At 57.4% G+C, this 22,430-nt stretch carries 24 protein-coding genes, 1 pseudogene and 1 other annotated feature; of the genes and pseudogenes, 15 read left to right on the forward strand and 10 right to left on the reverse strand.

Annotated elements, in window-relative coordinates:
• The first annotated feature begins 350 nt into the window (after positions 1 to 350).
• Positions 351 to 1,007 carry a serine protease gene (locus F3J41_RS05930; protein WP_181444749.1) on the forward strand — a complete coding sequence of 219 codons (657 nt, stop codon included), beginning with the start codon at positions 351 to 353 and terminating at the stop codon, positions 1,005 to 1,007.
• On the opposite strand, the gene F3J41_RS05935 is transcribed toward F3J41_RS05930, so the two are convergent.
• Both F3J41_RS05935 and F3J41_RS05940 read right to left on the reverse strand, forming a co-directional pair.
• On the reverse strand, positions 1,008 to 1,628 hold the full coding sequence (locus F3J41_RS05935; protein WP_021510107.1) for an L-threonylcarbamoyladenylate synthase: 621 nt from the start codon (positions 1,626 to 1,628) through the stop codon (positions 1,008 to 1,010). It lies immediately after the preceding gene.
• Between the two features lie 12 nt (positions 1,629 to 1,640).
• Positions 1,641 to 2,525 (reverse strand): PHP domain-containing protein, encoded by an 885-nt coding sequence (locus tag F3J41_RS05940; RefSeq protein WP_166710214.1) that lies wholly within the window; start codon positions 2,523 to 2,525, stop codon positions 1,641 to 1,643.
• A 155-nt stretch (positions 2,526 to 2,680) separates the two neighbouring features.
• Positions 2,681 to 2,785 (forward strand) — a sequence feature (Trp leader region).
• 23 nt (positions 2,786 to 2,808) lie between these two features.
• Here F3J41_RS05940 and F3J41_RS05945 point away from each other — a divergent pair.
• The 6 genes and pseudogenes from F3J41_RS05945 (at position 2,809) to F3J41_RS05975 (ending at position 9,863) form a co-directional block, all read left to right on the forward strand.
• Complete coding sequence (locus F3J41_RS05945; protein WP_031280219.1) at positions 2,809 to 4,371, forward strand: anthranilate synthase component 1; 1,563 nt, start codon at positions 2,809 to 2,811, stop codon at positions 4,369 to 4,371.
• Positions 4,371 to 5,964: pseudogene (gene trpD / locus F3J41_RS23380) on the forward strand (bifunctional anthranilate synthase glutamate amidotransferase component TrpG/anthranilate phosphoribosyltransferase TrpD). The gene F3J41_RS05945 and the pseudogene trpD overlap by 1 nt, the downstream one beginning before the upstream one ends.
• A gap of 1 nt (position 5,965) precedes the next feature.
• Positions 5,966 to 7,333: a bifunctional indole-3-glycerol-phosphate synthase TrpC/phosphoribosylanthranilate isomerase TrpF gene (trpCF, locus tag F3J41_RS05960; protein WP_166710216.1), complete on the forward strand. Its 1,368-nt coding sequence runs from the start codon at positions 5,966 to 5,968 to the stop codon at positions 7,331 to 7,333.
• A gap of 46 nt (positions 7,334 to 7,379) precedes the next feature.
• Positions 7,380 to 8,573 (forward strand): tryptophan synthase subunit beta, encoded by a 1,194-nt coding sequence (gene trpB / locus F3J41_RS05965; RefSeq protein WP_021510101.1) that lies wholly within the window; start codon positions 7,380 to 7,382, stop codon positions 8,571 to 8,573.
• Positions 8,573 to 9,376, forward strand: coding sequence for a tryptophan synthase subunit alpha (trpA, locus tag F3J41_RS05970; RefSeq protein WP_058771266.1), 804 nt, complete (start codon positions 8,573 to 8,575; stop codon positions 9,374 to 9,376). The genes trpB and trpA overlap by 1 nt, the downstream gene beginning before the upstream one ends.
• Positions 9,377 to 9,548: 172 nt before the next feature.
• On the forward strand, positions 9,549 to 9,863 hold the full coding sequence (locus tag F3J41_RS05975; RefSeq protein ID WP_021510099.1) for a BON domain-containing protein: 315 nt from the start codon (positions 9,549 to 9,551) through the stop codon (positions 9,861 to 9,863).
• Between the two features lie 47 nt (positions 9,864 to 9,910).
• Here the strand turns inward: F3J41_RS05975 and ompW are convergent, their stop codons facing one another.
• Positions 9,911 to 10,543, reverse strand: a complete 633-nt coding sequence (gene ompW / locus F3J41_RS05980; protein WP_058771265.1) for an outer membrane protein OmpW — start codon at positions 10,541 to 10,543, stop codon at positions 9,911 to 9,913.
• A 245-nt stretch (positions 10,544 to 10,788) separates the two neighbouring features.
• On the opposite strand from ompW, the gene F3J41_RS05985 reads away from it, so the two are divergent.
• From F3J41_RS05985 to yciA, 4 genes are read left to right on the forward strand one after another with little or no spacing between them, the layout of a single operon-like run.
• A complete protein-coding gene (locus F3J41_RS05985; RefSeq protein WP_021510097.1) occupies positions 10,789 to 11,205 on the forward strand; it encodes a YkgJ family cysteine cluster protein in 417 nt (138 codons plus the stop codon).
• Positions 11,206 to 11,232: 27 nt separating this feature from the next.
• Positions 11,233 to 11,967 (forward strand): YciC family protein, encoded by a 735-nt coding sequence (locus F3J41_RS05990; RefSeq protein WP_104092993.1) that lies wholly within the window; start codon positions 11,233 to 11,235, stop codon positions 11,965 to 11,967.
• A 60-nt stretch (positions 11,968 to 12,027) separates the two neighbouring features.
• Positions 12,028 to 12,567, forward strand: a complete 540-nt coding sequence (locus F3J41_RS05995; RefSeq protein WP_058758637.1) for a septation protein A — start codon at positions 12,028 to 12,030, stop codon at positions 12,565 to 12,567.
• Between the two features lie 54 nt (positions 12,568 to 12,621).
• Complete coding sequence (yciA, locus tag F3J41_RS06000; protein ID WP_166710218.1) at positions 12,622 to 13,044, forward strand: acyl-CoA thioester hydrolase YciA; 423 nt, start codon at positions 12,622 to 12,624, stop codon at positions 13,042 to 13,044.
• A gap of 60 nt (positions 13,045 to 13,104) precedes the next feature.
• On the opposite strand, the gene tonB is transcribed toward yciA, so the two are convergent.
• Positions 13,105 to 13,836 (reverse strand): TonB system transport protein TonB, encoded by a 732-nt coding sequence (gene tonB / locus F3J41_RS06005; protein WP_031280217.1) that lies wholly within the window; start codon positions 13,834 to 13,836, stop codon positions 13,105 to 13,107.
• Positions 13,837 to 14,041: 205 nt separating this feature from the next.
• Between tonB and F3J41_RS06010 the strand changes: the two genes are divergently transcribed.
• Both F3J41_RS06010 and F3J41_RS06015 read left to right on the forward strand, forming a co-directional pair.
• Positions 14,042 to 14,338, forward strand: coding sequence for a YciI family protein (locus F3J41_RS06010; protein ID WP_010617723.1), 297 nt, complete (start codon positions 14,042 to 14,044; stop codon positions 14,336 to 14,338).
• Entirely contained in the window at positions 14,338 to 14,511 is a 174-nt protein-coding gene (locus F3J41_RS06015) for a hypothetical protein (protein WP_021510092.1), read from the forward strand. Before F3J41_RS06010 ends, F3J41_RS06015 begins: the two co-directional genes overlap by 1 nt.
• A gap of 16 nt (positions 14,512 to 14,527) precedes the next feature.
• On the opposite strand, the gene F3J41_RS06020 is transcribed toward F3J41_RS06015, so the two are convergent.
• On the reverse strand, positions 14,528 to 14,701 hold the full coding sequence (locus tag F3J41_RS06020) for a YciY family protein (RefSeq protein WP_088517180.1): 174 nt from the start codon (positions 14,699 to 14,701) through the stop codon (positions 14,528 to 14,530).
• Between the two features lie 162 nt (positions 14,702 to 14,863).
• On the opposite strand from F3J41_RS06020, the gene cls reads away from it, so the two are divergent.
• Positions 14,864 to 16,324, forward strand: coding sequence for a cardiolipin synthase (gene cls, locus F3J41_RS06025; protein WP_125308554.1), 1,461 nt, complete (start codon positions 14,864 to 14,866; stop codon positions 16,322 to 16,324).
• 37 nt (positions 16,325 to 16,361) lie between these two features.
• Entirely contained in the window at positions 16,362 to 16,691 is a 330-nt protein-coding gene (locus F3J41_RS06030) for an HI1450 family dsDNA-mimic protein (RefSeq protein ID WP_013509338.1), read from the forward strand.
• A 58-nt stretch (positions 16,692 to 16,749) separates the two neighbouring features.
• Here F3J41_RS06030 and oppF read toward each other — a convergent pair whose 3' ends face one another.
• The 5 genes from oppF to oppA form a co-directional block, all read right to left on the reverse strand.
• Positions 16,750 to 17,754 carry a murein tripeptide/oligopeptide ABC transporter ATP binding protein OppF gene (oppF, locus tag F3J41_RS06035; protein WP_166710220.1) on the reverse strand — a complete coding sequence of 335 codons (1,005 nt, stop codon included), beginning with the start codon at positions 17,752 to 17,754 and terminating at the stop codon, positions 16,750 to 16,752.
• Positions 17,751 to 18,770 carry an ABC transporter ATP-binding protein gene (locus F3J41_RS06040; protein WP_021510087.1) on the reverse strand — a complete coding sequence of 340 codons (1,020 nt, stop codon included), beginning with the start codon at positions 18,768 to 18,770 and terminating at the stop codon, positions 17,751 to 17,753. Before F3J41_RS06040 ends, oppF begins: the two co-directional genes overlap by 4 nt.
• A gap of 11 nt (positions 18,771 to 18,781) precedes the next feature.
• The gene (gene oppC, locus F3J41_RS06045) at positions 18,782 to 19,690 is read right to left on the reverse strand and encodes an oligopeptide ABC transporter permease OppC (RefSeq protein ID WP_021510086.1); all 909 of its coding nucleotides are present in this window, start codon (positions 19,688 to 19,690) and stop codon (positions 18,782 to 18,784) included.
• A gap of 15 nt (positions 19,691 to 19,705) precedes the next feature.
• Positions 19,706 to 20,626 carry an oligopeptide ABC transporter permease OppB gene (oppB, locus tag F3J41_RS06050; RefSeq protein ID WP_136547356.1) on the reverse strand — a complete coding sequence of 307 codons (921 nt, stop codon included), beginning with the start codon at positions 20,624 to 20,626 and terminating at the stop codon, positions 19,706 to 19,708.
• Between the two features lie 81 nt (positions 20,627 to 20,707).
• Positions 20,708 to 22,348 (reverse strand): oligopeptide ABC transporter substrate-binding protein OppA, encoded by a 1,641-nt coding sequence (gene oppA, locus F3J41_RS06055; protein ID WP_166710222.1) that lies wholly within the window; start codon positions 22,346 to 22,348, stop codon positions 20,708 to 20,710.
• Positions 22,349 to 22,430 lie beyond the last annotated feature (82 nt).

A 22,430-nucleotide genomic window follows, 5' to 3' on the forward strand; every position in this document is an offset into this window, starting at 1 on the left:
TATTACAGCCAGCAACCCCAGCCATACAGCGGATTGGCGCTGCAGGTTGGATTAAGTCTGTATTTTCGCTTTTATTTGATAAAGATTAAATATGATGAATTGTTCTGCCGCGAAAACTGTGTAAAATTTAATCCTGAATTCGGCTAAGCAGTATCAGAAATTATTTTAATTACTTTTTATAAGCTTTCAAACAACAAGCCATTAACAAATAATGGTACAGCTGGCCTGATAATATAATCCGGCGCGCTCGGGAAATGGCGCGCTAATCGTTTCACGGATTGAATTTAATTTGTCTGTCGAAAGTCTTCACCAGGGATTTTGCTGACGGACATTAAATGAAGACCGCCATCATGAGAACCTCCCTGCTTTGGCCGGCGCTTGCAGCGCTGGCACTGAGCGGCTGTTCCGTGGGCCATACTGAGTACAGTCGTACGGCGCTGCAGCACGTGGATATGAGCGTGACCGGCATCCCGACGGTACTGGGTTTGGGCATCCTCGGTACAACCATTCCGTTAACGCCGGAATACAGTCTGACTGCCGCGCACGTGGCCAAAACCGCCGTGCAGCGCGTGAAGGCTTATCACCCCTATTGCGACGTCGCAATTATTTATCATAAAAACAGTCCGGATACGCTGGCGAAATTCCGCAGCAGCGCGGTGGGCGAGCCAATTAAAATGTATGGCTATAGTTTTATTTCCGCGATGCCGGTGGAGTCGAGCGGCGTTAATCTGGCGCGCACCGCCATTAATAATCGCTGGAATAAAAAACCCTGTATGGCAATGGCTTCCGATGCCGGTGTCGTTCAGGGGATGTCAGGCGGCGCTGTCTATAATGCCGACCAGACAATCAGCGGAGTGATTGTGGGTTACAGCCATGAAATTGCTAACGTACGCAGCAAAAAAGTCATCTTAAAAGATGTCTCGCTGTACATTCCGTACGGCGATTTCAAACGCTGGCTGGAAGCCAATATCGGCCAGACGCCACAAACAGCGCCTGGCCCGGCGTAATCACAGGAACGGGCGGGTATCGCCTGCCCCTTCACGCACGATGACGGGCGCATCGCTGGTGAGATCGATCACGGTGGTTGGCTGCTGGCCCAGCGTGCCGCCATCGATAATTAAATCCACCAGCTTGCCGATGCTGTGCTGGATCTCTTCCGGATCGGATTCAGTGAAATCATTGCCTGGCAGCATCAGTGAGGTCGACATCATCGGCTCATTGAGGCGTTCCAGCAGCGCCAGCGCCACCGGATTTGACGGGACGCGCAGGCCGATGGTTTTACGTTTATCGTTCATCAGACGACGCGGCACTTCTTTGGTGGCCTTCAGAATGAAGGTGTAATTGCCTGGCGTGTTGTTTTTCAGAATGCGAAACGCGCTGTTATCCACCTGCGAATAGGTCGACAGCTCAGAGAGATCGCGGCACATCAGGGTAAAGTTATGGTTACCATCAAGCTGACGAATGCGGCAGATGCGCTCCATGGCATTCTTCTCTTCCAGACGGCATCCCAGCGCATAGCCGGAATCAGTCGGATAGACAATAACGCTGCCCTTATTGAGATAATCCACCGCCTGATTAACCAGACGCGGCTGCGGATTTTCCGGATGAATGTGAAAAAGTTGACTCATAAAAACCTCATGTCACCCATCAACGTGCGATCTGACCGGCGCTAAAGCGGGAAAACGCTCCCAGACCGGGTCCACGCCGCCCGGCAGCCATAGCTTGCGCCCCAGTTCAATCCACGGACAGGGTTGGTGAAAATCGGACCCCTGCGAGGCCGCCAGCTGATTATCGCGCGCATAGCTCGCCAGCTGGGTACGTTCATTCGGTGCCTGCTGACACTGTGCCACTTCCATCGCATCGCCGCCTTCTGCGGCAAAATGCGCAATCAGTCGCTTCAGCCATTTGGCCGACAGCCCGTAGCGCGCAGGATGGGCCAGCACCGCCACACCGCCAGAATGATGAATAGCATCAATGGCTTGTTTAATTGTACACCATTGTGGCGGCACGTAGCCGGTTTTGCCACGCGCCAGGTAGTTTTTAAATACCTGCGCCATGTTATCGGCTTTGCGCAGCTCTACCAGATAGCGGGCAAAATGCCCGCGGGTGATCACCCCGCCCTGCGCCAGACGCTGAGCGCCGGCCAGTGCGTCAGGAATGCGCGCGCGCTCCAGCCGTTCGGCAATCAGTTCTGCACGTGCCATACGGCACTGGTGCTGCTGCGCCAGAAAAGCAGTTAACGCCGGATGCTGCGTATCAACGTTGAGTCCGACAATATGAATTTCGTGATTTTCCCACAGCGTAGACGCTTCAACACCGGCCAGTACCCGCAGCGGTAGCTGAAGCTGCTGCACCGCCGCCTGCGCTTCGGCAACGCCCGCCACGCTGTCGTGATCGGTAATCGCCAGCACGCCGACGTGCATCTCAACGGCGCGCTGCACCAGCGCGGTCGGCGTCAGCAAACCGTCAGAAGCCTGGGTATGGCTGTGTAAATCATAAAGTGGAAAACGGGCGATATCTGACAAGGTCACTCCAGCGACTGCATTAAACCGGCTGGCATGATAACGATTTTGCCCGTAACTGAAAAAGGGTATTGACTTTTTTCACCCGAACCAGTTAACTAGTACACAAGTTCACACGTAACGGGTATTTAATCATGGCTCTTATCGGTACGCATGTTAATGGTTGGTGGCGCGATGATCCCTTTCACGGGCGACGTCGTCATGCACATTTTGCGTAACCGCAGTGCAGATACCTGAGCCCGCCACCGAGCGGGCTTTTTTTTGAGCGAAATTCAGAGAATCCATTATGGCTAATGCGAAACCTACATTGAAGTTGATTACCGGTACCGCGCCCTACCGCGAAGATCCGGCCGCAGTGTTTCATCAATTATGCGGCGCACGACCGGCAACTCTGCTGCTTGAATCTGCCGATATCGACAGCAAGCAGAACCTGAAAAGCCTGCTGATTGTCGACAGCGCGCTGCGCATCAGCGCCCTGGGCAATGTTGTTACCCTGCAGGCGCTGTCGGAAAACGGCCGCGCGCTGCTGCCGCTGCTGGACGAAGCGCTGCCGCCCGAGGTGCGCATCGCCGTGCGCCCGGACGGACGTGAACTGCATTTCACGCCGGTTGAGGGTCTGCACGATGAAGACTCCCGCCTGAAGGCGCTGTCGGTGTTTGATGCGCTGCGTCTGATTCCGCATCTGGTGAACAGCCCGGCCGAAGAGCGTGAAGCCATGCTGCTGGGCGGCCTGTTTGCCTACGATCTGGTGGCGGGATTTGAAGATCTGCCGCCGCTGCGCAATGACCAAAGCTGCCCGGACTACTGTTTCTACCTCGCCGAAACGTTACTGGTGATCGATCACCAGCAGCGCAGCGCCCGTCTGCAGGCCAGCCTGTTTGCGCCGTCGACCAGCGAGTTTCAGCGTCTGCAGAGCCGTATTGAACAGCTGCACGGTCAGATGACGCAGCCAGCGCCTGCGCTGCCGGTGCAGCGCGTCGAGCAGATGACGCTGAGCACCAGCCAGAGCGATGAAGCTTACTGCAACGTGGTAAGCGAACTGCAGCAGGCCATTCGCATCGGCGAAATCTTCCAGGTGGTGCCATCGCGCCGCTTCTCGCTGCCGTGCCCGTCACCGCTGGCGGCTTACGATACGCTGAAAAACAGCAACCCCAGCCCGTACATGTTCTTTATGCAGGATCAGGATTTTGCGCTGTTCGGCGCTTCGCCGGAGAGCTCGCTGAAGTATGACGCCAGCTCGCGCCAGATCGAAATCTACCCGATTGCCGGTACGCGTCCGCGCGGTCGCCATGCGGATGGCTCGCTGGATCGCGACCTGGACAGCCGTATTGAACTGGAAATGCGCACCGATCATAAAGAGCTGGCTGAGCACCTGATGCTGGTTGATCTGGCGCGCAACGACCTGGCGCGTATCTGTGTGCCCGGCAGCCGTTATGTGGCGGATTTAACCAAAGTGGACCGCTACTCGTTTGTGATGCATCTGGTGTCCCGCGTGGTAGGCACGCTGCGCAACGATCTTGATGTGCTGCACGCCTATCGCGCCTGCATGAACATGGGCACGCTGAGTGGCGCACCGAAAGTGCGCGCGATGCAGCTGATTGCGGAAAAAGAAGGCACGCGGCGCGGCAGCTACGGCGGCGCGGTCGGCTACTTCACCGCCAGCGGCGACCTGGATACCTGCATCGTCATCCGCTCCGCCTGGGTGGAAGGTGGCGTCGCCACCGTGCAGGCCGGTGCCGGCGTGGTGCTGGATTCTCAGCCTCAGGCTGAAGCGGATGAGAGCCGCAACAAAGCCCGCGCGGTATTGCGCGCCATCGCTACTGCCCATCACTGCAAGGAGATTTTCTGATGGCCGATATCCTGCTGCTCGATAATATCGACTCCTTTACCTACAACCTCGTTGATCAGCTGCGTACCTTTGGCCACAACGTGGTGATTTACCGCAACAACGTCCCGGCAGAAGTGCTGATCGACCGCCTGCAGCAGATGGAAAACCCGGTGCTGATGCTCTCACCCGGCCCTGGCGCACCCAAAGATGCCGGCTGCATGCCGCAGCTGTTACAGGCGCTGCGCGGTCAGCTGCCGATCATTGGTATCTGTCTCGGCCATCAGGCCATCGTCGAAGCTTACGGCGGGCACGTCGGCCAGGCGGGCGAAATTCTGCACGGCAAAGCCTCCGCCATTACCCATGATGGCGAGGCGATGTTTACCGGCCTCAGCAACCCGCTGCCGGTGGCGCGCTACCACTCGCTGGTAGGCAGCAATACGCCGGCGGAACTGACGGTTAACGCCAGCTACAACGGCATGGTGATGGCGGTGCGTCACGAAACGGACCGCGTGTGCGGCTTCCAGTTCCATCCCGAGTCGATTCTCACCACGCAGGGCGCACGTCTGCTGGAGCAAACACTGGCCTGGGCGCTGGCGAAATAACAGGGAGATGATGATGCAAACTATTCTGGAAAAACTGTACCAGGCGCAAACGCTGAGCCAGGCCGAGAGCCACCAGCTGTTCAGCGCGATTATTACCGGACAGCTGGAGCCAACGCAGCTGGCAGCAGCGCTGATCGCCATGAAAGTGCGTGGCGAGCGCCCGGAAGAGATCGCCGGTGCCGCCTCCGCGCTGCTGGCCGATGCCAGACCGTTCCCACGTCCGGACTATACCTTTGCCGATATCGTTGGCACCGGCGGTGACGGCAGCAACAGTATTAATATTTCCACGGCCAGCGCCTTTGTCGCCGCCACCTGCGGGCTGAAAGTGGCCAAGCACGGCAACCGTAGCGTCTCCAGCAAATCCGGATCTTCCGATCTGCTGGCCGCTTTCGGTATCAATCTCGACATGCCGGCGCAGCAGGCACGGCAGGCGCTGGACGATCTCAACGTCTGTTTCCTGTTTGCGCCGCAATATCACAGCGGTTTCCGCCACGCGATGCCGGTGCGCCAGCAACTGAAAACCCGCACGCTGTTTAACGTGCTGGGTCCGCTGATCAACCCGGCGCGCCCACCGCTGGCGGTGATTGGCGTCTACAGTCCGGAACTGGTGCTGCCTATCGCCCAGACGCTGAAAGTGCTGGGCTACCAGCGTGCTGCCGTGGTGCACGGTGGCGGCATGGATGAAGTAGCGCTGCACAGTGCGACCCAGGTCGCTGAGCTGCGTGACGGTGAGATCACCAGCTACCAGCTGACGCCGGAAGACTTTGGCTTCAGCTTCCAGCCGAAAGAGGCGCTGGCCGGCGGCACACCGGAAGAAAACCGTGACATTCTGACGCGTTTGCTCCAGGGTAAAGGCCAGCCCGCCCACGAGCAGGCCGTTGCGGTAAATGTCGCAATGTTGCTGAAAGTATTCGGAAATGAAGATTTGCGCGATAACGCTGAGCGCGCCATGGCTGCCATTCGCAGCGGTCAGGCGTACGAGCGCGTTGTGGCACTGGCAGCGAGAGGATGAAATGAGTATCAAGGGCACCGTATTAGAGAAAATTGTGCAGGATAAAGCCCTGTGGGTTGAAGCACGTAAATCGCAGCAGCCGCTGGCCTCCTTCCAGAACGATCTGCAGCCGGCGGAGCGTCATTTTTACGAGGCGCTGCGTGGCACGCGCACCGTCTTCATTCTGGAGTGTAAAAAAGCCTCCCCGTCGAAAGGGCTGATTCGCGCCGATTTTGATCCCGCGACTATCGCCGGGATCTACCGCCATTACGCCTCTGCGGTGTCAGTGCTGACCGATGAGAAATATTTCCAGGGCAGCTTTGATTTCCTGCCGGTGGTCAGCGCCGCCATCACGCAGCCGGTGCTGTGCAAAGACTTTATTATTGATCCCTACCAGATTTACCTGGCGCGCCATTATCAGGCCGATGCCATTCTGCTGATGCTGTCCGTACTGGATGATGAGCAGTACCGTCAGCTGGCTGCGGTGGCGCATAGCCTGAAAATGGGCGTGCTGACCGAAGTCAGTAATGAAGAAGAGCTGGAGCGCGCTATCGCGCTGGAAGCTAAAGTGGTCGGCATCAACAACCGCGATCTGCGTGATTTGTCGATTGACCTGAATCGCACGCGTCAGCTGGCCCCGCGTCTCAGCCATGGCGTCACCGTGATCAGCGAGTCCGGCATCCATAATTACGCCCAGGTGCGCGAGCTGAGCCATTTTGCCAACGGCTTTTTAATTGGCTCGGCGCTGATGGAAGAGCACGACCTCGACGCCGGTGTGCGCCGCGTGCTGCTGGGCGATAACAAGGTGTGCGGCCTGACCCGCCCGGAAGACGCGCAGGCCGCGCATCAGGCCGGCGCGCTGTATGGCGGCGTGATTTTTGCCGCCGGTTCGCCGCGCCAGGTTAACGAGGCGCAGGCGCAGGCGGTGATCGCCGCTGCGCCACTGAAGTATGTCGGCGTGTTCCGCAATCAGGCTATCAGTGACGTTGTCACGTTAGCCGCGCGTTTATCGCTTGCGGCCGTCCAGTTGCACGGCGACGAAGACAAAGCCTACGTTGCGGAACTGCGCCAGGCGCTGCCAGCCAGCGTGCGCATCTGGAAGGCACTGAGCATTAAAGATCGGTTGCCGCCACGTGACTGGCCGCACGTTGATCGCTACGTGCTGGATAATGGCCAGGGTGGCAGCGGTCAGCGCTTTGACTGGTCGCTGCTGCAGGGTGAAGACCTGGCTGGTGTGCTGCTGGCCGGTGGCCTGAGCGCCGATAACTGCGTCGAAGCCGCTCAGCTCGGCTGTGCCGGCCTCGACTTCAACTCCGGCGTGGAATCCGCGCCGGGCATCAAAGATGCCAGCAAAGTCGCGGCGGTATTCCGCACGCTGCGCGCCTATTAATTGCGTCTGCCCGCCTGCGGGCGGGCCGGATAAGGAAGAGGACACGATGACGACATTACTTAATCCCTACTTTGGCGAGTTCGGCGGCCAGTATGTGCCGCAGATTTTGATGCCAGCACTGCGTCAGCTGGAAACGGCCTTTGTTGAAGCACAGCGCGATCCGGCGTTTCAGGCTGAATTCACTGACCTGCTGAAAAACTACGCCGGTCGCCCGACGGCCCTCACGCTGTGCAGCAACCTGACCAAAGGCAGCAAAACCCGCCTGTACCTGAAGCGCGAAGACCTGCTGCACGGCGGCGCACACAAAACTAACCAGGTGCTGGGCCAGGCGCTGCTGGCAAAACGCATGGGCAAAAACGAGATCATCGCGGAAACCGGCGCCGGTCAGCACGGCGTGGCGTCGGCACTGGCGTGTGCCCTGCTCGGCATGAAATGCCGTATTTACATGGGCGCGAAAGACGTTGAGCGTCAGTCACCCAACGTGTTCCGTATGCGGCTGATGGGCGCAGAGGTGATTCCGGTACACAGCGGCTCGGCCACGCTGAAAGATGCCTGTAACGAGGCGCTGCGCGACTGGTCCGGCAGCTACGAAACCGCGCACTACATGCTCGGCACTGCCGCAGGTCCGCACCCGTTCCCGACCATTGTGCGTGAATTCCAGCGCATGATTGGCGAAGAGACCAAAGCACAGATTCTGGAAAAAGAGGGTCGCCTGCCGGATGCGGTACTGGCGTGCGTCGGCGGCGGTTCTAACGCCATCGGCATGTTTGCGGATTTCATCGAAGAGAGCAGCGTGCGCCTGATCGGCGTGGAGCCTGCGGGTCACGGTATTGACACCGGTGAGCACGGTGCGCCGCTCAAGCACGGTCGCGTCGGCATCTATTTCGGCATGAAGGCGCCGATGATGCAGACCGAAGAGGGACAGATCGAAGAGTCCTACTCCATCTCTGCCGGTCTCGATTTCCCGTCGGTCGGTCCGCAGCATGCGCACCTGAACAGCACCGGCCGCGCTGACTACGTGTCAATCACGGATGATGAAGCGCTCGACGCGTTCAAGACGCTGTGTCGTGCCGAAGGCATCATTCCGGCACTGGAGTCATCACACGCGCTGGCGTATGCGCTGAAGATGATCCGCGAAAACCCGGACAAAGAGCAACTGCTGGTGGTAAACCTTTCCGGCCGCGGCGACAAAGACATCTTTACCGTTCACGATATTCTGAAAGCTAAGGGAGAGATCTGATGGAGCGTTATAATCAGCTGTTTCAACGTCTGTCCGCGAAACAGGAAGGCGCGTTTGTGCCCTTCGTCACCCTTGGCGATCCGTCGCCGGCGCTGTCGCTGAAAATTATTGATGCGCTGGTCGCGGGCGGTGCGGATGCGCTGGAGCTGGGCATTCCGTTCTCCGATCCGCTGGCCGATGGCCCGACGATTCAGGGCGCTACGCTGCGTGCCTTTGCCGCCGGCACCACCGTGGCGCAGTGTTTTGAAATGCTGGCCACCGTGCGCCAGAAATACCCCGATCTGCCGATTGGCCTGCTGATGTACGCCAACCTGGTGTTCAGCAGAGGTATCGACAACTTCTACGCGCAGTGCGCTGCGGTGGGCGTTGACTCGGTGCTGGTGGCTGACGTGCCGGTGGAAGAGTCGGCACCGTTCCGCCAGGCGGCGATGCGTCACAACATTGCGCCGATCTTTATCTGTCCGCCCAACGCGGATGACGATCTGCTGCGCGAAATCGCCTCGCACGGCCGTGGCTACACCTATCTGCTGTCACGCGCCGGCGTTACCGGTGCGGAAAATCGCGCCAGCCTGCCGCTGCATCATCTGATTGAGAAGCTGCGCGAATATCATGCTGCGCCGCCGTTGCAGGGCTTCGGCATCTCTGAGCCGGGTCAGGTGAAAGAGGCCGTTGCCGCCGGAGCCGCCGGAGCCATCTCCGGCTCGGCCATCGTGAAAATCATCGAGCGTAATCAGAACGACCCAACGGCGCTGCTCAGCGAACTGCAAACGTTCGTCAGCGATCTCAAAGCGGCTACCCGCTAAGTTGGCACGGCCCTGCACTGGCTGCAGGGCCCTTCTTACTTCCTGCCCCCTTTTTTCTCCCCTGCGACAAACTTTTTCATCGCGCCTGAGTTGCCGAAATGCGAGGCACGGCCCACACTTAAGCGTGCCGTCACGTTACGGTGCACCACCATCTATGACAGGGAGATAACCAATGAAATTGTTCAAAGTCGTTGCGGGTTTTTTAGTGGCTGCAGTGATGGCGCTCACCTTAAGTGCCTGTGCACCAACAGCAACAAAGGAAGGGACCGGCGGTTACATTGATGACACGGTCATTACCACCAAAGTGAAGGCTCAGCTGCTGAATGACGAGGCGCTGAAATCGACAGAAATTAACGTTGAGACCTTCAAAGGGAAAGTACAGCTGAGCGGCTTTGTCAGCTCGCCGCAGATGGCCAACCGTGCGGTTGCGGTAACGCGTAACGTGGCGGGGGTAAAATCCGTCGTCAACAATATGCAGATTAAGTAACTAAACGGGCGACCTGCGGGTCGCCCTTTTTCTTTCTGGTGTAAAAATCAGAAACGGTAGCCCGCGCCAAAGAAGAACACCCACGGATCGATGCGGGTATTGATATTCTGCTGTTCGCCCGCCGCTTTGAATTTCACTTCGGTATCGATGTCCATGTACCACAATGACGCGTTGAGCATCCAGTCGCGGTTGATCTGATAATCCAGCCCGACCTGACCCGCTACGCCCCAGGAGTCTTTCACGCTTAAATCGCTCAGCTGCGCATCCTGCCCGGTCTGGTTGAACTTCGCATCGTAGAAGGTGGTGTAGTTGATCCCGACGCCAACGTAAGGGCGTAGCGCGCTTTGGCTGTCGAAAAAGTAGTACTGCGCCATCAGGGTGGGCGGCAGCTGACGCACGGTAGCGAGGTTGCCGGTCGGGCCAAGTCCCACTTTGTGGCGAAACGGCGTGGCCGCCAGCAGCTCAACGCCGATATTGTCGGTCGCCATCCAGGTAAACGTCAGACCCAGCTGGGTATCATTACTGACGCTGAAGCCGCCCATACCCAGCACATTATCAGAGCCTTCGGTCGGACGAACGGTCGCGCTACCGGCGCGCACAAAAAAATCACCGGCCTGGTGAGCCAGTGCCAGTTGCGGGATCGCCAGCGCCAGCAGCAGCGCGCATTTAGCCAGTTTCATAATCACTCCTTTGCCGGAAAACAGGGTATTGAGGTTAATCGCGGCACAAGATTTACCCCTTTTTTGCGAAAAGATCATCAGCATCAATTCAAATTAATCACTTATAAAACAATGAATTGATTCAGATCAATTTTGCCTTTACAAGCGGACATAAAAATCCTGTTGCCGCCATGACACGGCGTGATTATGTTGCTATTCCCCTTTTGTGATTTTGGTTCGAAGCCTCAGGAGTGGCGGGCGATCAGATGAGCGATTTACTTAACCCCTGTATGACCTGTGGCGCCTGCTGCGCCCATTTTCGCGTTTCTTTTTACTGGGCCGAAGCCGATGACGGCGGTGGCGCGGTGCCGGTTGAACTGACGGAACCCCTGAGCCTGATGATGCGCAACATGCGCGGCACCAACGATCGTGCCCCGCGCTGCGTGGCGCTGCAGGGCGAAATTGGCGGCTGTGTATCCTGTGGTATTTATGCGCAGCGGCCGTCACCGTGCCGGGAGTTTGCCATGTCCGGCGAAAATGGCGTGCCAAATGACGCCTGCGATCGCGCGCGGGCGCGCTATGGTTTACCCGCGCTTTTTCACCCTTCTTTACCTGAGATGACAGAAAGTTATGGGATTCCGGGTGCCAGCCTGCCTGCAGAACATGTACAATCGCCGGGTTAATTAACCCGGTTCCTTCAAGGAGTGTACATGTCTATCACGGCAAGCTCGTTATACCGTGACACAGGAAATTTTCTGCGCCATCAGCTGGTCACCATCGTGCTGATGGCGTTGCTGACCTCGTTTATTACCGTGATTGTTGGCCACGCCCTGACGCCGGGCGAGGATCAGTTATCCCTGCTCAGCCAGACCGACAGCAGCGCCTCATCGCTGTTTGAAATCGTCCAGAACATGTCACCGGATCAGCAACGCATTCTGCTGCGCGCCTCTGCCGCCGGCACTTTTGCTGCCCTGATTGGCAACACGCTGCTGCTGGGCGGCATGCTGTGCCTGCTGCCGATGGTATCCAGTGGACAGCGCGTCAGCGCGCTGCGCGCGATTGGCGCCTCTGCACCGCTGCTGCCGAAACTGCTGGTGCAGACCTTCCTGATCACCCTGCTGGTTCAGCTGGGCTTTATGGTACTGATGGTGCCGGGTGTGATTCTGGCGATTCTGCTGTCGCTGGCGCCGGTGATGCTGGCAAGTGAAAAAATGGGCATTTTCAGTGCGATGCGCGCCAGTATGCGTCTGGCATGGAAGAACATTAAGGTGATCGCCCCGGCGATTATTCTGTGGCTGCTGGCGAAAATTGCGCTGATGTTCTTCTTCTCCTCGCTGACCGTGCTGCCTGCCAATATCGCTTCGGTGGTGCTCAACGCGCTGGGCAACCTGGTATCAGCCATTCTGATTATCTATTTGTACCGGCTGTATATGCTGTTACGTTAAGCGTTACGGCGCCCGCGGCGGCGCCGTAACTCAACGCTCCTGCCCCTGACTGGAAACGCTATGAAGCAGTTACTCGATTTTCTTCCCCTGGTAGTTTTCTTTATTTTCTACAAGCTGTACGACATTTTCGTCGCCTCCGGCGCGCTGGTGGTGGCGACCGGTATCGCGCTGGTGGTCAGCTGGGTGCTGTACCGCAAGCTGGAAAAGATGACTATTTTCACCTTTGTGCTGGTTGCGGTGTTCGGCACCCTGACCTATGTGTTCCACAATGATGAATTCATCAAGTGGAAAGTCACGGTGATTTACTCGCTGTTCGCGCTGGCGCTGCTGTACAGCCAGTGGTTTATGCAGCAACCGCTGATCCAGACCATGCTTGGTAAAGAACTGCAGCTGCCGGGTGCGGTATGGCGTCGGCTGAATATCGCCTGGGCCCTGTTCTTCCTGGCCTGCGGCCTGGCGAATATTTATGTCGCGTTTTGGTTATCCCAGGCGTTTTGGGTTAACTTTAAGGTGTTCGGTCTTACCGGCCTGACCCTGCTGTTTACGCTGTTAAGCGGCCTGTATATCTGGCGACAGATGCCGCAACAAGAACAAAAATAATCGATGCAGCCCGGTCTCCGCCGGGCTTGTCTTCACCTGCAGAAGAACTGAGCAATGGACGAAAAACATAAGTTGCCGCAAGGCGAGATGGTCTCGCGTACCCTGGCGATGCCGGCAGATACCAATGCCAACGGTGATATCTTCGGCGGCTGGCTGATGTCGCAGATGGATATGGGCGGCGCGATACTGGCTAAAGAGATTGCCAAAGGTCGCGTGGTAACGGTGCGCGTGGACGGTATGACCTTCCTCAAGCCCGTCGCCGTCGGCGATGTGGTGAGCTGCTACGCGCGCTGCATCCGCACCGGCAATAGCTCGATGACCATTAACGTGGAAGTGTGGATTAAAAAAGTGTCGTCCGAACCGATCGGCCAGACTTACTGCGCCACCGAAGCGGTGTTTGTTTACGTGGCGGTCGATAACAGCGGGAAATCCCGTCCGCTGCCGGAAGGCCGCTGCCGGAAGGCCGGGCCAATCTGAGCGATTAAGCGTATAAAAAAAGCGGCCCGGAATGGCCGCTTTTTCTTTGCCTGTCTGACGTTACTCGATGTTCGCGCCACCGTTAATGCGGAACACGATGTTCATCGTCAGCCCTTTGCCCGGCCGTCCTGGCTGATAGCGCCATTTCTTCATCGCCTGCTTCACTTCGCGCTCAAACATGTTGCGCGGCTCGGCAGACAAAATCTCGACGTTATCGACGCGCCCATCGCTGTCCACGTCAAACTTCACCCGCACCCGCCCTTCAACGCGCAGCGCGAACGCACGCGCCGGATACGCCGGCTTGCTGACGCTCATCGCTTTCGGTCCATCCGACACCGTCTGCGTCGGGGCCGGGTTACTCTTCGGTGCCGTAGAGGGGCGCGTTTGCGCGGCTGGCGCGTCCTGTTTAAACGGATTCTCCTGCGGCTTCACCTGCTGGCGCGGCTTCGGCTCTGCCTTTTTCTCCACCTTTGGCTTCGGTTTCGGTTTTGGCTTCGGTTTAGGTTCCGGCTTAGGGATCGGCACCGGCTCGGCTTTTGGTGGCTCTGGCGCGACTTCCGGCTCGGGTTCCGGTTCGGGCGGCGGCGGCGGGGTTACGGCTGCAGGTGCCGGTTCAGGCTGCACTTCGGGGGCCACCATGCTAATGCTGATAGGCTGAGACGCTTTAGGAACCTCAATGGTCTGATGAAATGAAGCATAAAGAATGCCGGCGATTACCGAACCGTGAAGGAGCACGGATAAAATCACGGACACAGGCGTTCGGGTTGGAAAAGGCGTAGTCAACGTCGTCATATCAGTCATGTTCATTGAGTGAAGCGCTGATTTTAAATGCAAATAGCAATCAGTTTCAATAAGCACGCTACTGAAGCCCAAAAGAAAGGCGCTTTTTAACCCTGCCTGCGTTGCAGCGCGCGCCCAGTATCTTTCGTTTGCACTCTGTTTAGCGATCACTTAACGTGTCTCGCAAATTCGGCAAGTCTAACGGGAGTATCCCATCGTGCTTTACGTCATTTATGCGGAAGATACCGCAGATTCACTGGAAAAACGTAACTCTGTGCGCCCGGCACACCTGGCGCGTCTGCAGCTGCTGCAGGATGAGGGGCGTCTGATTGTCGCCGGTCCTCTGCCTGCCGTCGACAGTAATGAGCCGGGCCCGGCTGGTTTCACCGGTTCTGTGATTGTTGCCGAGTTCTCATCGCTGGAAACGGCCCAGTCGTGGGCCAATGACGATCCGTATATCGCCGCTGGCGTGTACGATAAAGTCACGGTTAAACCGTTTAAACGGGTGTTCTGATGCAGTGGCAGCCCCTTCTGTTGTTAGTGCTGGTGCTGCTACTGATTGGTCGTGCGCTGTGGCTGTGGCGCCGTCAGGGCTGGCGTCAGGCGCGCCAGCACATCGTCATGCTGGTGGTACTGGCGGCGGCCCTGCAGATAGTGAATGTTTCACTGGTATTACGCGGCCACTGACGACCGCGTTCATTGCTCAGGTATTCTGCGTGATAAACAGGATGGAGCGGCGCTGCTGCTGCGCTACCTGATGACGAATCGCATGGATGCGCTTATAACGACGTGACTGCCCTTCCAGCCAGCGGGCACGACGGCGATGCGCCTGGCGTAACATTCTCCAGCGGGCCACTTCATTTCTGCTGCGTCTCATCACATCCTCTCTGACTGGCTAAACCCGCGACGCATTATAGTGATCTGGCTAAAAATGCCAAATCGAAACCTTCATCGAAACGTCATCAACGATTAAAGGTTTCGCTGGCGCAGATCAACACGTAAACTTTGCCCATCAAAGCGCGAACGGGACGTCCACTTTATGACCACATTTTATACCCTTATCAGCTGGTTGCTGCTGTTTGGCTACTGGCTGCTGATTGCCGGGGTTACGCTGCGCATCCTGATGAAGCGGCGTGCGGTGACCTCAGCGATGGCCTGGCTGCTGATCATCTACATTCTGCCGCTGGTGGGTATTATTGCCTATCTGTCGTTTGGCGAACTGCATTTAGGTAAACGTCGCGCAGAACGCGCCCGCACCATGTGGCCCTCGACCGCCAAATGGCTCAACGACCTGAAACAGTGTCGTCACATTTTCGCGACTGAACACAGCGACGTGGCGCGTTCCCTGTTCGAGCTGTGCCGTCATCGTCAGGGTATTGCCGGCGTTAAAGGCAATCAGCTGCAGCTGCTGACCAGCGCCGATGACGTGATGCAGGCGCTGATCCGCGATATTCAGCTGGCGCGCCATAATATTGAGATGGTGTTCTACATCTGGCAGCCGGGTGGTCTGGCTGATGATGTGGCGGAATCGCTGATGGCTGCCTCACGGCGCGGCGTGCACTGCCGCCTGATGCTGGACTCCGCCGGCAGCGTGGCGTTCTTCCGCAGTCCGTGGGTGGGCATGATGCGCAACGCCGGTATTGATGTGGTCGAGGCATTGCAGGTTAGCCTGTGGCGTGTATTCCTGCGCCGCATGGATTTGCGTCAGCACCGCAAAGTGGTGCTGATCGATAACTATATTGCTTATACCGGCAGCATGAATCTGGTGGATCCGCGCTTCTTTAAACAGGAGGCTGGCGTGGGTCAGTGGATTGATCTGATGGCGCGCATGGAGGGCCCGGTGGCCACCACCATGGGCATCGTCTATGCCTGCGACTGGGAAATCGAAACCGGCAAACGCATTCTGCCGCCGGCGCCGGACGGCAATGTGATGCCGTTTGAGCAGGAGAGCGGTCACACCATTCAGGTGATCGCCTCAGGTCCGGGCTTCCCCGAGGACATGATTCATCAGGCGCTGCTGACGGCGGTGTATTCGGCGCGCGAGCAGCTGATCATGACCACGCCCTACTTCGTGCCGAGCGACGACTTACTGCACGCCATCTGTACCGCCGCGCTGCGTGGCGTTGAGGTGAGCATTGTTGTACCGCGCCACAATGACTCGCTGCTGGTCGGCTGGGCCAGCCGCGCCTTCTTCACTGAACTGCTGGAAGCCGGGGTGAAAATCTATCAGTTTGAAGATGGCCTGTTGCACACCAAGAGCGTGCTGGTAGACGGTCAGCTCAGCCTGGTGGGCACGGTGAACCTGGATATGCGCAGCCTGTGGCTCAACTTCGAGATCACGCTGGTGGTGGATGATGACGGCTTTGGTAGCGATCTCGCCACCGTCCAGGATGATTATATCGCCCGTTCGCGTCTGCTGGACGGCGCGCGCTGGGCAAAACGTGCCTGGTGGCAGCGCATCGTCGAACGACTGTTTTACTTCTTTAGCCCTTTACTGTAAAACGAGCGAAAATATTACCGCCTCAGGGCAAGCAGGAATGACCATGGATTTAAATAATCGCCTTACTGAAGATGAAACGCTGGAACAGGCTTACGATATTTTTCTTGAGCTGGCAGGCGATAACCTCGATCCGGCAGACATCATTCTGTTCAATCTGCAATTTGAAGAGCGCGGCGGCGCCGAGCTGTTTGATCCATCCGAAGACTGGCAGGAACATGTGGATTTCGATCTCAACCCTGACTTCTTCTCAGAAGTGGTGATCGGCCTCGGTGAAGCGGACGGCGAACCGATTACCGATGTGTTCGCGCGCATCCTGCTGTGCCGCGAGAAAGATCATAAGCTGTGTCATATTCTGTGGCGTGAATAAGCCGCAGCGCATAAAAAACGCCGGGCACTGCCCGGCGTTGTTGTTTATGGCACCGCTATTAAAGCGGATCAACCTTCAGACAGGACACCGCATGGCGGAAACTGCCTTCGAGTAACGGTCGGGTTTTGGCGCACTCCGGGCTGGCAATCGGGCAGCGGGTGCGGAACACGCAGCCTGATGGCGGATTGATTGGCGACGGCAGTTCCCCTTCCAGCAGCTGAATCTGCTTATTCTTCTCCAGGTCCGGATCAGGAATCGGCACCGCCGACATCAGCGCTTTGGTGTACGGATGCTGTGGATCGTTATACACCGCATCATAGGTACCCAGCTCAACCGCGTGGCCGAGATACATCACCAGTACGCGATCAGAGATGTGCTTCACCACCGCCAGGTCATGCGCGATGAAGATCAGCGACAGGCCCATTTCACGCTGCAGTTTCTGCAGCAGGTTGACCACCTGCGCCTGAATCGACACGTCGAGCGCCGACACCGGCTCATCACAGATAATCAGCTTCGGCTCAAGAATCAGTGCACGGGCGATACCGATACGCTGGCACTGGCCACCGGAGAACTCGTGCGGATAGCGGTTGATGAGGTTCGGCAGCAGACCGACCTTCATCATCATGGTTTTAACCTTATCCTTCACTTCCTGACGCGGCATCTTTGGATAGTAGGTGCGCAGCGGTTCGGCAATGATGTCACCAATGGTCATACGCGGGTTGAGCGAGGCCAGCGGGTCCTGGAAGATCATCTGAATGTCACTGCGCGCCTGACGCCACTCTTCCTGGCTCTGGCCCAGCAGATCGCGCCCCAGCCACGCCACGCGCCCGTCGGTGGCTTTCACCAGACCGATAATGGCGCGCGCCAGCGTGGATTTGCCGCAGCCGGATTCACCGACCACGCCGAGGGTTTCACCTTCATACAAACGCAGACTGACACCATCCACCGCTTTCAGGGTTTTCGGCGGCTGCCAGAACCACTGCTTGCCGTCTTTGATATCGAAATGCACCCTGAGATCGGCGATTTCCAGCAACACTTTTTTTTCTTCGATTACGGTGCTCATACTAACTCCTCCACCGGTTTGAAGCAGGCGCGCAGGCGCCCTTCGGCAAACGGTTCAAGCGGCGGTGATTTGGCACAAATATCCATGGCATATGCGCAGCGCGGCTGGAACGGACAGCCCTGCGGCAGACGCAACAGGTTGGGCGGGTTGCCGGGAATGGTGGTCAGCGACTCTCCCTCCGCGTCAAGACGCGGCACCGCGCTCAGCAAACCGATCGAGTACGGATGCGCCGGCTGGTAGAACACATCGCGCGCACGGCCATATTCCATGGTGCGCCCGGCATACATCACCAGTACCTTGTCACAGATCCCGGCAACAACGCCGAGATCGTGAGTGATCATGATGATGGCGGTGTTAAATTCACGCTTCAGCTCATTCAGCAGCGTCATGATTTGCGCCTGCACGGTGACATCCAGCGCGGTGGTTGGCTCGTCGGCGATCAGCAGCTTTGGTCGGCACAGCAGCGCCATGGCGATCATTACGCGCTGACGCATGCCACCGGAAAACTCGTGCGGGAACATCTTCATGCGCTTGCGCGCTTCCGGCATTTTCACCGCATCCAGCATGCGCACCGACTCTTCAAACGCCTGGGCGCTGCTCATGCCTTTGTGCAGTTTCAGCACCTCCATCAGCTGTTCGCCGACGCGCATGTACGGATTGAGCGATGTCATCGGGTCCTGGAAAATCATCGCAATCTGCTCCGCGCGCAGCTTGTTCAGCTTGCTTTCCGGCAGATTGAGGATTTCGCTGCCGTTAAACTGCGCCGAGCCACCAATGCGACCATTTTTCGCCAGCAGTCCCATCAGCGCAAACGCGGTTTGCGATTTTCCGGAGCCGGATTCACCAACAATGCCCAGCGTTTCACCGGCGCGCAGGGAAAAGTTGAGGTCGTTCACAGCGGTCACGTCGCCGTCGTGGGTACTGAAGGTGACGCGCAGATCTTTAACGTCCAGCAGCAGGTTAGCGTTTCCCGCAGGTGCAGCCGCCAGCGGCTGCTGAGTATCATGATGGGTCATCGGGAAACTCCTTAACGATCTTTCGGGTCGAGGGCGTCACGCAGGCCATCGCCGATAAAGTTGAAACAGAACAACGTCACCACCAGGAATCCCGCCGGGAACATCAGCAGCCACGGTGATACTTCCATCGAGTTGGCGCCGTCGCTCAACAGCGCGCCCCAGCTGCTCAGTGGCTCCTGAGTGCCGAGGCCGAGGAAACTCAGGAAGGATTCAAACAGGATCATGCTTGGCACCAGCAGCGAGGCATACACCACCACCACGCCCAGCACGTTTGGCACGATGTGGCGCAGCACGATATTGCCGGTAGAAACGCCGCCGACCTGCGCCGCTTCGATGAACTCTTTGCGCTTCAGTCCCAGCGTCTGGCCGCGCACGATACGCGCCATATCCAGCCATGAAACCATGCCAATGGCAACGAAGATCAGCAGGATATTACGGCCAAAGAAGGTCACCAGCAGGATGACGAAGAACATAAACGGGAACGAGTTGAGGATTTCCAGGATACGCATCATCACCGAGTCAATCTTGCCGCCGAGGTAGCCGGCCAGCGAACCGTACAGCGTGCCCACCAGCACCGCGATCAGCGCTGAAGCGATGCCGACCATCAGCGAGATACGGCCGCCAATCGCCACGCGCACCAGCAGGTCACGCCCGGAAGAGTCGGTGCCAAACCAGTGCCCTGAGGTGGTGTCCGGCGGTGCAGACATCATCGCCCAGTCGGTATCATCATATTTGAACTGCGCCAGCATCGGGGCGAACACCACGAACAGCGCAATCACCAGCAGCACCAGCAGGCTGATAAGGGCCGCACGGTTATGAATAAAGCGGCGACGTGCGTCCTGCCACAGGCTGCGCCCTTCCACTTCCAGCTTTTCGCTGAACGCGTCCAGAGCTTCGCTATTTTTCTTACTTAACATCATGAGCGAGCTCCACCATCAGTAACGAATTTTCGGATCGATAACGGCGTACAGCACGTCAACGATCGCGTTGAACAGGATGGTCAGCACGCCGACCAGAATGGTCAGGCTCATCACCAGCGAGTAGTCACGGTTCAGTGCGCCGTTGACAAACAGCTGACCGATGCCCGGCAGACCGTAAATTGATTCGATTACCATCGAACCGGTGATGATGCCAACAAACGCCGGCCCCATATAGGAGAGCACCGGCAGCAGCGCTGGCTTCAGCGCGTGGCGCAGCACAATACGGCGCAGCGGCAGCCCTTTCGCACGCGCGGTGCGTATGAAGTTGGAGTGCATCACTTCAATCATCGAGCCGCGGGTGATACGGGCGATACTGGCGATGTAAGCCAGTGACAGCGCCACCATCGGCAGCAGCATGTAGTTCCACTGCCCGCCATTCCAGCCGCCGCCCGGCAGCCAGCGCAGGGTGATGGCAAAGATCAGTACCAGCAGCGGTGCCACCACGAAGCTGGGAATGACCACCCCGGTCATCGCCACCCCCATGACCGCATAATCCCACAAACTGTTTTGCTTCAGCGCGGCGATAACCCCCGCCGTGACGCCCAGCACCACCGCAAGGAAGAAGGCTGCCAGCCCCAGTTTGGCCGATACCGGAAACGCATGACCGACCAGGTAGTTAACCGAGTAGTCTTTATATTTAAACGACGGCCCGAAATCGCCGTGTGCCAGCTGTACCAGGTAGCTGACATACTGTTTGCCGATCGGATCGTTGAGGTGATATTTGGCCTCAATGTTGGCCATGACTTCTGGCGACAGCGTACGCTCGCCGGTAAACGGACTACCGGGTGCCAGTCGCATCATGAAGAAGGAGATGGTAATCAGAATAAACAGCGTCGGGATGGCTTCAAGGAGCCGACGCAGGATGAATTTTAACATTGCCGTACCTACCAGGCTGTTGCTTCACAAAGTCAAAAAGGCGGCGCCGCAGCACCGCCACTGTCGATAGCCTGAGTGCTATTAATGCTTAATAATGTACAGGTTTTTATCCAGGGTATTATCCAGCGGATCGTTGCCGGTGTAGCCGCCAACGTACGGTTTCACCAGACGCGCATTCACGTAGTAGTAAACCGGTACGATGGTGCTGTCTTTATCGAGGATCTGCTCTGCTTTCTGATAATCCGCCAGGCGAGCCTTATCATCCGCGGCTTTGACTGCATCATGAATCACTTTGTCGAAGTCCGCGCTCTTGTAGTGCGAGGTGTTACTGCTGCTGTCCGACAGCATGATGTTCAGGAAGGAAGTCGGTTCGTTGTAGTCGGCACACCATGCCGCACGGGAGACATCGAAGTTGCCCTGATGACGGGTATCCAGGAAAGTTTTCCACTCCTGGTTTTCCAGCTTGATGTTGACGCCGATGTTCTTTTTCCAGATGGACGAGGCGGCAATCGCCAGTTTTTTGTGCAGATCGGAGGTGTTGTACAGCAGGTTGAAGGTCAGCGGCTTGTCAGCGGTATAACCGGCTTCGGCCAGCAGTTTCTTCGCTTCTTCGTTACGCTTGTTCTGATCCCACTTGAACCAGTCCGGCGGCAGCAGTTCCATGCCGTCTGTCGCTGGCGGGGTGAAGCTGTAGGCTGGCTGTTGCCCCTGCGCCAGCACTTTGTTCACCATGATGTCGCGATCCAGACCCAGTTTCAGCGCGGTACGTACGCGGACGTCGGTAAACGGGGCTTTCTGGTTGTTGATTTCGTAGTAGTAGGTGCAGAGATACGGTTTCACCATCAGCTCTTTACCGTTATCGCGCTGGAGTTTCTTAAACAGCTCAATCGGCATATTGTTGTAGGTGATATCGCTGCCGTTCTGCGAGAAATAACGGTTCACATCGCTGACTTCGGAGTTGATCGGCAGGAAGGTAACTTTATTCAGTACGGTATGTTCGTTATCCCAGTATTCCGGGTTACGTACCAGCGTCACGCGCTCGTTGATCACGTGAGATTCCAGTTTGAAGGCACCGTTGCCGACCCAGTTCTGCGGCTGCGTCCACTGGTCGCCGAACTTCTCAATCGCCGGCTTGTACACCGGTGACATCACCGAGTGAATCAGCAGTTTATAGAAGTACGGCACCGGCTCGCTCAGCGTCACTTCCAGCGTATGGTCGTCCAGCGCTTTCACGCCGAGATCGGAAGTCGGTTTTTTGCCGGCGATGATATCATCAACGTTAAGAATGTGACCATACTGCGGATAGCTGGCATACGGCGATGCAGTTTTCGGATCGACCAGACGCTGCCAGCTGTAGACGAAGTCCTGCGCGGTGACCGGCTCGCCGTTTGACCATTTGGCATTTTTACGCAGATGGAAAGTCCAGACTTTGTAATCTTTGTTCTCCCAGCTTTCCGCTACGCCCGGAACCGGTTTGCCGTTGCTGTCGCTCACGATCAAACCTTCATACAGATCGCGTGCGATGTTGCTTTCCGGCACGCCTTCGATTTTGTGCGGATCCAGCGACTGTACTTCATCGCCATTGCCGCGTACCAGCTCCTGTTTCGCTGCCAGTTCAGTACCCGCCGGTACGTTGGCCGCCAGTGCAGCATTCCCTGCCAGCGCGCCGATGGCCGCCAGTACGCCTGCGGCGATCAGGCTTTTTTTCGTGATGTTGTTCATTATTACGCTCCAGTTTTATTATCGTCACCGGGTCGGCTGACCGCCCGGCGTACCCCGTTTCCGGGAGATCTCCGCCTGTCTG

This window comes from Pantoea sp. Ap-870, from assembly GCF_011752515.1.
Classification (GTDB): domain Bacteria; phylum Pseudomonadota; class Gammaproteobacteria; order Enterobacterales; family Enterobacteriaceae; genus Pantoea; species Pantoea dispersa.